This is a genomic window from Pseudoduganella sp. RAF53_2 (assembly GCF_052113985.1).
Classification (GTDB): Bacteria; Pseudomonadota; Gammaproteobacteria; order Burkholderiales; family Burkholderiaceae_D; genus Rugamonas.
The window spans coordinates 1-11,068 of the sequence record NZ_JBFRDW010000125.1; the positions used below are offsets into that span (position 1 = coordinate 1).

Annotated in this window: 10 protein-coding genes; 7 read left to right on the forward strand and 3 right to left on the reverse strand. The window is 65.4% G+C overall.

Translation table 11 applies throughout. The annotated features are described in order from the left end of the window. From AB4Z11_RS09920 to AB4Z11_RS09950, 7 genes are all read left to right on the forward strand, one after another. Positions 1-930 (forward strand): GNAT family N-acetyltransferase (locus AB4Z11_RS09920; RefSeq protein ID WP_442024921.1); only part of this gene is annotated, 930 nt, incomplete at its 5' end. 12 nt (positions 931-942) lie between these two features. Beyond that, positions 943-1,194 (forward strand): acyl carrier protein, encoded by a 252-nt coding sequence (locus tag AB4Z11_RS09925; RefSeq protein WP_442024923.1) that lies wholly within the window; start codon positions 943-945, stop codon positions 1,192-1,194. Continuing rightward, positions 1,191-2,048: a hydrolase 2, exosortase A system-associated gene (locus AB4Z11_RS09930; protein WP_442024925.1), complete on the forward strand. Its 858-nt coding sequence runs from the start codon at positions 1,191-1,193 to the stop codon at positions 2,046-2,048. Before AB4Z11_RS09925 ends, AB4Z11_RS09930 begins: the two co-directional genes overlap by 4 nt. Continuing rightward, positions 2,038-2,934 (forward strand): hydrolase 1, exosortase A system-associated, encoded by an 897-nt coding sequence (locus AB4Z11_RS09935; protein WP_442024927.1) that lies wholly within the window; start codon positions 2,038-2,040, stop codon positions 2,932-2,934. Before AB4Z11_RS09930 ends, AB4Z11_RS09935 begins: the two co-directional genes overlap by 11 nt. Then, on the forward strand, positions 2,928-4,220 hold the full coding sequence (locus AB4Z11_RS09940) for a glycosyltransferase (protein ID WP_442024929.1): 1,293 nt from the start codon (positions 2,928-2,930) through the stop codon (positions 4,218-4,220). The genes AB4Z11_RS09935 and AB4Z11_RS09940 overlap by 7 nt, the downstream gene beginning before the upstream one ends. After that, on the forward strand, positions 4,217-4,969 hold the full coding sequence (locus AB4Z11_RS09945) for a tetratricopeptide repeat protein (protein WP_442024931.1): 753 nt from the start codon (positions 4,217-4,219) through the stop codon (positions 4,967-4,969). The genes AB4Z11_RS09940 and AB4Z11_RS09945 overlap by 4 nt, the downstream gene beginning before the upstream one ends. Then, positions 4,966-7,407, forward strand: a complete 2,442-nt coding sequence (locus AB4Z11_RS09950) for a hypothetical protein (RefSeq protein ID WP_442024933.1) — start codon at positions 4,966-4,968, stop codon at positions 7,405-7,407. The genes AB4Z11_RS09945 and AB4Z11_RS09950 overlap by 4 nt, the downstream gene beginning before the upstream one ends. On the opposite strand, the gene prsR is transcribed toward AB4Z11_RS09950, so the two are convergent. The 3 genes from prsR to AB4Z11_RS09965 all read right to left on the reverse strand — a co-directional run. Next, positions 7,380-8,744 (reverse strand): PEP-CTERM-box response regulator transcription factor, encoded by a 1,365-nt coding sequence (prsR, locus tag AB4Z11_RS09955; RefSeq protein WP_442024935.1) that lies wholly within the window; start codon positions 8,742-8,744, stop codon positions 7,380-7,382. The two genes, AB4Z11_RS09950 and prsR, sit on opposite strands and share 28 nt — an antisense overlap. A gap of 10 nt (positions 8,745-8,754) precedes the next feature. Then, positions 8,755-10,806, reverse strand: coding sequence for an XrtA/PEP-CTERM system histidine kinase PrsK (gene prsK / locus AB4Z11_RS09960; protein WP_442024937.1), 2,052 nt, complete (start codon positions 10,804-10,806; stop codon positions 8,755-8,757). A gap of 24 nt (positions 10,807-10,830) precedes the next feature. After that, the coding region (locus AB4Z11_RS09965) for a sugar transferase (RefSeq protein WP_442024939.1) at positions 10,831-11,068 on the reverse strand (238 nt) is incomplete at its 5' end.

An 11,068-nucleotide genomic window follows, 5' to 3' on the forward strand; every position in this document is an offset into this window, starting at 1 on the left:
CGCCATGGCCGTGTCGTTGCCATGGGCATCGTCGTGCGCAAACGCCGCGGCGCCTGGGAAACCTTCCAGCCTTCGCAGTCGCCCCTCAGCCTGTGGCTGCACGACCCAGCCGCCGATCTGCAGGAACTGCTGGCATCCCTGCTGCGCGCCCTGCCCGGCCTGCCCCTGATGCTGGGCCTGACCCAGCGCGATCCGCAGCTGGAACAGCGTCCCAGCGAAAGCGGCCAGCTGAATACGGCCGACTACATCCGCACCGCCCGCGTCACCCTGGCCGGAACGTTTGAAGATTACTGGAATGCGCGCGGCAAGAACCTGCGCAGCAACCTGAAAAAACAGCGCTCCAAGCTGCAAAAGGAAGGCACGGTGCCGCGCCTGGAAGCCTTCCGCGCCCCGGAACAGATGGCGCAGGCCATTGCCGATTACGGCCGGCTGGAAAGCGCCGGCTGGAAAGCGGAACGCGGCACGGCGGTCCATCCGGACAATGCCCAGGGCCGCTTCTACACCAGCATGCTGGAGAACTTTGCCCGCCGCGGCGCCGCCTGCGTCTACCGCTACTGGTTCGGCGAGCAGCTGGTGGCCACCGATCTTTGCATTGAAGGCAATGGCTGCATCATCGTGCTGAAAACCACCTATGACGAGTCGGTGCCTTCCAGCCTGTCGCCGACCTTGCTGATGCGCGAGGAATGCGTGCAGCAGCTGTTCAACGATCAGCGCTTCGCGCGCCTGGAGTTCTACGGCAAGGTCATGGATTGGCATACCCGCTGGACCGAGGAAATCCGGACCATGTACCATGTCAACCTTTACCGCTGGCCAGGCTTGCTGCAATTGCATCGCCTGATCCAGAATCGCCATGCCCAGCCCGTCCAGCCAGCCGCGCAAACCGCGCCGGCCGCAGCCGCCGAGCTGGCGCAACCCCAGACCACGGAGTAACGGAGTTAATCAATGCAGTATCTCGACGAAGTAAAAACCATCCTGATCGACACGCTGGCCCTCGGCCCATCCGGCCGGCAGCTGGACGAACACTCTGCCCTGCTGGGCAGCATCCCCGAGCTCGACTCGATGGCCGTGGTGCAGCTGATCGGCGCGCTGGAAGAGCAGTTCGGCTTCACCGTGGACGATGACGAAATCAGCGCCTCCACCTTCGCCACCCTGGGCAGCCTGGCTGCCTTCGTCAAACACAAGCTGACGGCATGACCACCCATCCTGCGCCGCCTGCCCACCCGTTCTTCCTGGACGGCGGTGCAGCAGCGCGCTTCTGCCTGTACCACGCGCCGCATGGCCCATGCCGCGGCGCCTTCATCTACCTGCATCCCTTTGCGGAAGAGATGAACAAGGCGCGCCGCATGGCCGCTCAGCAGGCACGCGCACTGGCGGCGCAGGGCTATGCCATTTTGCAGATTGACTTGCACGGCTGCGGCGACAGCGCGGGCGACTTCAGCGAAGCACGCTGGGAAACCTGGCTGGCCGACGTGGCGCGTGCCGAACGCTGGCTGGAGCAAAAGCTGGGCGACAGCCTGCTGCAGCCGGTCGGTCTGTGGGGACTGCGCCTGGGCGCATTGCTGGCGCTCGACTATGCGCGCCAGTCGCCGCATATGCCGGCCGCCATGCTGCTGTGGCAGCCGGTCGCCAGCGGCCAGGCTTTCCTGACCCAGTTCCTGCGCCTGAAAGTGGCGGCCCAGATGCTGACCGACGGCCAGCAGAACGGCGGCACGGCCGCCCTGCGCGCCCTGCTGGACCAGGGCGAGTCGCTGGAGATTGCCGGCTACACCCTGTCGGCCGAACTGGCCAAAGCCATCGACAGCATGGACGCCACGCGCATCATGCCGCCGCTGTGCCCCATCCACTGGTTTGAAATGGTGGCCGAACCGGGCCGCCCACTGCCGCCGGCCGCCGCGCGCGTGCTGCAGACCTGGCAGGTCAACGGTGCCGACGCCACCGGCCATGCGGTGCCGGGCCCGGCCTTCTGGGCCAGCCAGGAAATCGCCGAAGCGCCCGCACTGCTGCAGGCCACCACTACTGCGCTGCACGAGGCCATGTATGCAAGCTGACGAACAAGCACTGGCCTTCAGCTGCGGCAGCGAGCAGCTGGTGGGTATTCTGAGTCCTTCCACTGCGCCTGCGCGGCGCGGTGTGCTGATCGTGGTCGGCGGCCCGCAGTACCGCGCCGGCAGCCACCGCCAGTTCGCCCTGCTGGCGCGCGACCTGGCCGCGCAGGGCATTCCGGCGCTGCGTTTCGACTACCGCGGCATGGGCGACGGCAGCGGCGATATGCGCAATTTCGAGATGGTGGAAGAAGATCTGCGCGCCGCCATCGACGCCTTCCAGCAAGCCGTGCCCGGCCTGGAAGAAGTGGTGATCTGGGGCCTGTGCGACGCCGCATCGGCCGCCATGTTCTACGCCCACAGCGATGCACGCGTCACCGGCCTGGTGCTGCTCAATCCCTGGGCGCGTACCGAAGACGGCCTGGCGCGCGCCACGCTGAAACACTATTACCGCGACCGCCTGCTGTCGCCGGCGCTGTGGAAGAAGATCTTCTCCGGCCAGTTCAATGCCGGCGCCGCGCTGCGTTCCTTCTTTGGCGTGCTGGGCCAGGCGCGCGGCAAAGCGGAGGCGGCGCCCGCCGCCGAACCGGCAGCGGCCACGCCGGCACCCGTGTATTCGATCGGCGCGCCGGCGGGCGGCCCCGGCCTGCATGGCCGCATGCTGGATGGCATGCAGCGCTTCGGCGGGCAGGTTCTTTTCATTTTCAGTGGCGCCGATCTGACGGCACAGGAGTTTCTCGACATGACGAAGGCAAACCGCCGCTGGCAGGGTCTGATGGCTGCGCCGCGCGCGCGCCAGCACACCCTGGAGGCGGCCGACCACACATTCTCGCGCCGTGAATGGCGCGACCAGGTGGCCGCATGGACCGGTGAATGGGTGCGCGCATGGTAAAGCGTGTCCTGATGATCGCGTTCCACTTCCCGCCGCTGCGTGGCAGCAGCGGTATCCAGCGCACGCTGAAGTTTGCGCAATACCTGCCGGCCCTGGGCTGGCAGCCGCTGGTGCTGTCCGCGCATCCGCGCGCCTACACCAATAGCGGCGACGACCAGATGGGCGAGATTGCGAAGGAAGCGGTGGTGGAGCGCGCCTTCGCCCTGGATTCCTCGCGCCAGCTGGCTTTCCGTGGCCGCTACCTGGGCTGGACCGCGCTGCCGGACCGCTGGGTATCCTGGGTCCTGGGCGGCGTGCCGGCCGGCCTGCGCATGATCCGCCGCTACAAGCCGCAGGTGATCTGGTCGACCTACCCGATCGCCACCGCCAATCTGATCGGCTATGCCCTGCACAAGCTGACCGGCCTGCCCTGGATTGCCGACTTGCGCGATCCGATGACGGATGTGGACTATCCCACCAATCCCACCACGCGCAAAGTCTTCCGCTGGATCGAAGACCGCACGATTTACAACTGCACGGTGGCCGTGTGCACCACGCCGGGCGCCATCGTCACTTACACCAAGCGCTACCCGAAGATACCGGCCAGCCGCTTTGTCGTGATCGAGAACGGCTACGACGAAGAGAACTTCACCAATGCCGCCGCGGCCGCAGAGGCCTACCAGCGCCCTGCCGGACGGCCTTTCACGCTGATCCATAGCGGCATCATTTATCCGTCCGAGCGCGACCCGGTGCCGATGTTCGAAGCGCTGGCCGAACTGCTGCAAGAAGGCGCCATCACGCCGCAGCGCCTGCAGGTGGTGCTGCGCGCCACGGCACATGACGATTACCTGAACGGCCTGATCGCGAAATACGACATCGCCAGCGTAGTCAGTCTGGCGCCGCACATCGCCTACCGCGACGCGCTGACCGAAATGCTGACGGCCGACGGCCTGCTGGTACTTCAGGCTACCAACTGCAATCACCAGATTCCGGCCAAGCTGTACGAATATCTGCGCGCCCGCCGCCCTATCCTGGCGCTGACCGATGCCATTGGCGACACCGCTGCCGCCTTGCGCGCGGCCGGCGTGGACACTATCGCGCCGCTGGACAGCAAGGAAGGCATCAGGACCGGCCTGCTGCGCTTCCTGAAGCTGGCGGAAGCAGGCCAGGCGCCGCTGGCCACAGCGGCCGCCGTGGCAGGCGCATCGCGCCGCGCACGCACGGCCGAACTGGGCCGCCTGCTGGAACACATCACCCTGGCCGAGCAAACCAGCCCGGCCACCGAAGGCAGTATGGAGGACGCATGAACAAATTCCTGACAAAAGCCGCGGCGCCACTGCTGCTGGTACTCGTAGCCGGCGCCGCCAGCGCAGCCAAAGGGCCGTATTGCGGCAATCTGGAAAATGCCTACGGCCCCTTCGACTATCGCCTGCCTAATCCCGAAGCGAAGCATCTGGTGGAAAGCGCCCACTTCACCGAAAGCGTGGAGAACGGCGTGGCGGGTAATACCGGCCGTCTGACGGACGACCTGGATTACACCTTGCGTGCTTTCCCCAACCACCCGCGTGCGCTGACCACCGTGCTGCGCCTGGCAACGCGGCCCAACAAGCCGGACGTCGACCCAAGTTCGGGCTGGAAGCGTCCTCCAGAGTGCTATTTCGAGCGCGCCGTGCGTTTCCAGCCGGACGACGGCACTGCCTGGGCGCTGTACGCCCAATATATGTACTTCAAAGGCCAGACCGACAAAGCCGTCACCATGATGGAAAAGGCCGCGGAGCTGGAACCCGACGATCCTGCCGTGAACTACAACCTTGGTCTGATTTACGCCAAGCAGAAGAAGTTCGTGGCCGCACTGCCGCATGCGCAGAAAGCTTACGCCGCCGGCTTCCCGCTGCCTGCTCTGAAACAGATGCTGGTCAGCGCTGGAAAATGGGTGGAACCGCCACCGCCTGAAGCGAAACCGGCGGAAGCCGAAGCTGAGCCAGCGGCGCCGGCCACCGCCAGCGCGCCGGAAGCTGCCAAAGAAGAGCCGCCCAAGCCTGAAGCCGTCAAATGATAAGAATGATCGCCGCGCGCCTTGGCGCGCTTGCGGCGCTGGTGCTGCTCGTCCTGCTGGCATTGCACTATCCCGCCCCGAAAGCACTGCTGGGCATTGGCCTGGCGGCCTATATCGGCGTGCTGCTGTACCGCCCCGAATGGTGGCTGCTGCTGGTGCCGGCCCTGCTTCCGGTGCTGGACTTCGCGCCCTGGACCGGCTGGTTCTACCTCGAAGAGCTGGACATGCTGCTGCTGGCGACCTGCGTTGCCGGCTACGCGCGCATGGGCCGCGACAAGCCTCCCACCAGGCTGCCCGGCATGGCGGCCGGCGCGCTGGCCCTGCTGATGGTGGCAGTGCTGATCGGCGCCGTGCGCGGCGTACTGCCGCTGGCGCCGATGGATGGCAATGCCTTCGCCAACTATATGAGTCCTTATAACGGCCTGCGCGTGCTGAAGGGCTTCCTGTGGCCATTGGCCCTGCTGCCCCTGCTGCGCCACAGCGCGGGTACGGACGGCGCCAATATCCGCCGCCTGTTCGTGCCRGGCATGCTGCTCGGCCTGTGYGCGGCCTGCCTGGCCGTGATCTGGGAGCGCAATGTGTTCCCAGGCCTGTTCAACTTCGCCAGCGATTACCGTCCTACCGCGCCGTTCTCCGCCATGCACACCGGTGGCGCGGCGCTGGACGCCTATCTGGCGATGGCCTTCCCCTTCGTCGCCCTGTGGCTGATTGGCGCCCACCATCACCACGCGCGGCTGGCGGCTGGCCTGATTTGCCTGCTGCTGGGGATCTTCGCCGGCTTCACCACCTTCTCGCGCGACATCTATCTCGCCTATGCCGCAGCCGGCGGCGTTATCGCCGTGCTCAGCTCCGCCCACCATGTGCGCAGCGGGTCGCTGCGCGCCGGCACCATGGCGGCGCCCCTGCTGCTGCTTGCCCTGCTGGCCTTCGTGCTGGTGCGCGTATTCGAGAGCAGCGGCTATCGCGGCCTGCTGGCCTGCCTTGGTCTGCTGGGTGCGGCCATTGTCGTCGCGGGAGCCGAGCCGCGCCTGCGCCACTGGCTGGTGGCGATCGGCGTCGCGATTGCCCTGCTGGCCGCCGACGGTCTGCTGCAAATGCTGGCCAGCGGCGCCGCCACCGACAAGAATGCGTATATGGCTTATCTGCTGGCGGGCGCCGTGTGCGCCGCGGGTACCGGCCTGCTGGTGTTCGGCCGCGAAGAACAGCGGCCACTCGGCCTGGCGCTGGCGCTCGGCGCGCTGCCTGCCATTGGCGTCGCCAGCGGGATGGTCGGATATCACTGGTCCGGCAATGCCGCCCTGCCCGATATTGCCCTGGTGCTGGCCGTGGCCGCAGCGCTGGCGGCCAGCCGCCTGCTGCCACAGCGCCTGTGGCGTCTGGACCGCGGCACGCTGACCATGGGTTTCTTTGCCGCCATCGTGTTCGGCACCCTGATTCCGATTGCGGGCAGCTATTACACCGGCAGCCGCTTCGCGACCGTGGGCGATGATATGGGCGTACGTCTCACGCACTGGAGCGAAGCGCTGGACATGATGGACAGCGATGGCCTGACCCAGGCCTTCGGCCAGGGCCTGGGCCGTTATCCCGAAACTTATCTGTGGAAGAACACCCACGGCGAAATGCCCGGCACCTTCCGCTACGAAGAAGAAAACGGCAACAACCGCTTCCTGCGCTTCGGCGCCACGCAGTTCTCGCTCGGCTACGGCGAAGTGCTGCGCATGCTGCAGCACGTGGACGTCCAGGCCGGCAAGCACTACGAGCTGTCGGTCGATACACGCCGCCCCAACAAGACCATCCAGTTGCGTGCCCTGGTGTGCGAACGCTGGCTGATCTATCCGCAGAACTGCACGCCGATCCGCTTCCCCGAGCAGCAGAAGCAGTGGAAGGAAGGCTGGGAACACAATAGCAGCGTAGTGACGATTGAAGCGGGCAGCCGCGGACCGTTTGGTCCGCCGATCCAGCTGGAACTGTCCAGCGATGCCGGTGGCCTGCTGGACATCGACAACGTCAGCCTGCGCGAACTGGATACGGGCCGTGAACTGATCAGGAACGGCAACTTCAGCGACGCCAACGATTACTGGTTCTTCAGCAGCGACCGTAACCACATGCCTTTCCACGTGAAGAACTTCGCGGTGAATCAGGTATTCGAGCTGGGATGGATTGGCGCCGTGGTCACGGCCTTCTTCCTGATCGCGGTCGGTGCACCGCTGGTGGCGCGCGGACTGGGTGGGGACTTGCAGGCGGCCGTGTTCCTGGCCGCCATGACGGGCTGCATGATGGTGGGCCTGTTCGACTCCATCACGGACGTGCCGCGCCTGACCATCCTGTTCATGCTGCTGGCCCTGGCGGGCAATCTGAAAGCGGTGGCGCCGAAACGCAAGCGCCGCCGCCGTTCCGGCAGCAGCGAGAGTCAGGAAGCGGAAGCCTTGATTGCGTGACGTTCCATCAGGTCGTACAAGGTTGGGCGGCTCACGCCCAGCAGTTCGGAAGCCTTGACGATATTGCCCTCGACCTGGGCCAGCGCTTTGACGATGGCCTTGTACTCGGCTTCGTCGCGCACCTGGCGCAGGTTGAACGGCTGTTCTTCTTCCGGCGCGCCTGACAGTCCCAGATCATCCGACGTGATGGCCGGGCCGTCCGCCATGATGACGGCGCGCTTGATGATGTTTTCCATTTCCCGCACGTTGCCCGGCCACTCATGGTGACTGATCTGGGCCAGCRCATCCGGCGTGAAGTGCAGATTGCCGCGCCCCTCCTGGGTGCTGAAGCGGTTCTTGAAGTGCTGGGCCAGCAGCACCGCATCGCCTTCGCGTTCGCGCAGCGGCGGTATGGTCAACACGATTTCCGACAGTCGGTAATACAGGTCTTCGCGGAAGCGGCCGGTCTTGGCCAGTTCCTTCAGGTTCTGGTGGGTGGCGCACACGATGCGCACGTCGACCGGAATTTCCTCATGGCCGCCGACACGCTCGATCACGCGCTCCTGCAGGAAGCGCAGCAGCTTGGCCTGTAGCGGCATCGGCATATCGCCCACTTCATCGAGGAAGAAGGTACCGCCGTTGGCCATTTCCACCTTGCCCTTGGTCTGTTTTACCGCGCCGGTAAAGGCGCCTTTCTCGTAACCGAACAGTTCCGATTCCAGCAGGGTTTCCGGGATCGCCGCACAGTTGATGGCCGTGAAGCGCTCCTTGGCGCGCGGGCTGCCCGCATGCAGGGCGCGGGCGATCACTTCCTTGCCGGTGCCGGATTCGCCCAGCACCATCACGGTAGCCGAACTGGGGGCGACCTTCTCCACCTGGCGGCAGACCTTCAGCATGCCGGGGTCGCGGCTGATGATGCCCGCCAGCGGGCTGTCGGCCTGGTTCTGCTGCATGCGGCGGTTTTCCTGCTGCAGTCCGTGCAGGAAGAAGGCGCGCTTGATCACCAGCGACAGCAGTTCCGGCTCGCAGGGCTTCTGGTGGAAATCGTAGGCGCCCATGGCGATGGCTTGTACCGCATGGGCGCGGTCCTGGTTGCCGGTGAGGACGATGACCTTGGTGTCCGGCGCCAGCGCCAGAATCGATTGCAGGGTCGCCAGGCCTTCGGTGGCGCCGTCCGGATCGGGCGGCAAGCCAAGGTCCATGGTGCACACGGCGGGCTCATGGCGGCGCAGCTGGGCCAGCGCGGCCTCGCGGTCGCCCGCTACCACGACATCGTATTCATCGAAGCTCCACTTCAGCTGCTTTTGCAGTCCCGGGTCGTCTTCAATAATCAGCAGCTTCGGTTTGGTCTGGCTCACACTTGTCCTCTTATGCGGCTTGTTCTATGGATTGCTGACGGTACAGCGGCAAACTGACCGTGAAAGTGGTGCCTTGATCAACCTTGCTGCGCACCTGCAGCTGTCCGCCCAGCTCGCGGATGTATTCGCGGCTTTCGAAGGCGCCAATGCCCATGCCCGCCGACTTGGTGGAGTCGAACGGCTTGAACAGACGCTCACGGATGAAATCTTCGCTCATCCCGCAGCCCGTGTCACTGACTTCCACCTGCACCGCTTCGCCCACGCGGCTCAGGCGCACGGTGACGCGGCCTTCGCGCGACGTCGCTTCGATGGCGTTCTGGATCAGGTGGCCCAGCACGCGCTCCAGGCGCTCGGCTTCGGCCAGCACCTTCAGGCCGGGCTGGCCGATTTCCAGCAGCGGACGCGGTTCAAACGCCGCCTTCAGCGCCACAGCCTGGGCCAGCAGCGGGCCGATTTCCAGCGGCGAGGCGCGCTCCGGCGAGGCCGTGCGGCTCAGTTTTTGCAGCATCAGCTTCATCTTCTGCACCGACAGATCCACGGTTTCCATCATATCGCGCTGGAACTCGGGATTGTCGCGGTGCTTTTCCGCGTTGGCAGTCAGCAGAGAGAGCTGGGCCACCAGGTTTTTCAGGTCGTGCACCACGAAAGTGGACAGACGATTGAAGGAATCGAACTGGCGCGCCAGCATCAGGGCGCTGTCGGCTTCCTGCTGGGCGAGATAGGAGGCAGCCTGGGTGCCGGCGATCTTCAGCAGATCGCGCACTTCCCAATTCAGGGTGACCGGGCTGCGCGCTTCCTGCAACACCACGAAGCCGAACAGGCGGCCTTGCAGCAGCAGGGGCAGCACCAGCCAGGCGCGCGGGAACGCGTGCAACCAGGCCGGCAGTTCCATCTCGCCGTACAGGGTACGTTCGCGTTCGTATTCCTCCAGGTCCACCACCCACTGCTTTTGCTCCAGGAACTGGCACAGGGCGGAGTCGGCCGGCTCGCAAGCAGTCTGCGGCATGGTGTGGGCATGRGCGATCGATTCGAATTTTCCCGAATCGCGGCGAATCCACAGCGCGCCGCCGGGGCTTTCCACCAGCGCACCCAGCGCCGTGATGGTACGCTCACCCAGACCCGGCCCCTGCTGCGACAGCGTGCGCGTGAAGGCCAGCCACTCTTCGCGGTAATCGTAGTTGTAGCGGTAGAAGTGCTTGCTGATGAAGACTTTCAGCCAGGCGCGGAAGGTGCCGGAGAACAGAATGCCGACCAGCAGAATGGTGGCGCCGAACAGGAACACCAGCTGCATCAGCGAGCCCCAGGAACCGCCCACATAACGCAGGTAGTAAGCGGCTGAGCTCATGGCCAGCAGATAGATGGCCGAACCGACCAGCGCCGCCGAGTGGAACAGCACGCGGCGCGACACGGCAATCTGCGCCGGCCAGGATTCGCTGCGCRCCAGCGACAGCGCAATCAGCGGCGCGGTCAGCGCATTCACCACGCCGCGCGCGGCCCACAACTCTTCGCTCAGATCGCGGAACAGCAGCGTGTCGCTGTACATATAAAAATCGTAGGCGAACATGGCGCCAATGCCGAGGCAGGCAAACTTGATGGCCCAGCGCTCCTGCACGCCGCGGTTGCGGTACAGCTGTTCCACCAGCAGCATGCCCAGCACGGCCAGCCCAAGGCGGCCGACGACGGTAAAGTGGAAGCCCACCAGATGCGGCATCCAGGGCGAGGCCAGGGTGCCGACAAACAGCAGCAGGAAGAAGGCGGCAATGGCAGTGACGGTGCGCGAGCGGTGCTTGCCGATGCCCGTGCGCAGATGGCCCAGCAGCGCCAGCAAGGTAGCGCACCAGGCGCCGTCGCGCAGCAGTTCGGCGCCGTGGACCAGCAGGGCCGGTTGCGGCTCCAGGCCGACCCAGGCCATCACCGCGCCCCACACCACCGTCGTCAGGCTGGCCATTGCCAGCACCGGGCTATGCGGCCGCTGGCGCCAGGCGGTCAGCAACAACAGACAGAAGAAAAGAAACGCCAGCGCAGCGCTGGCGTAACTGAATGCGGCGGTGCTGGTCGGCATCAGCCCTCCATAAGCCCCATCTGCTTAACGGCCTCCCCTGAACATCACCACCTTGAAGGTGTCGATCAGGACCAGCACGTCCAGCAGCAGGCTGTTGTTCTTCACGTAGTAGAGATCGTACTGCAGCTTTTGCAGTGCGTCGTCCACCGAATCACCGTAGCCATAGCGCACCTGAGCCCAACCGGTGATGCCCGGCTTGATGCTGTGGCGCACATCGTAAAACGGTACGCGCTCGTTCAGCTGCTCCACGAAGTATGGACGC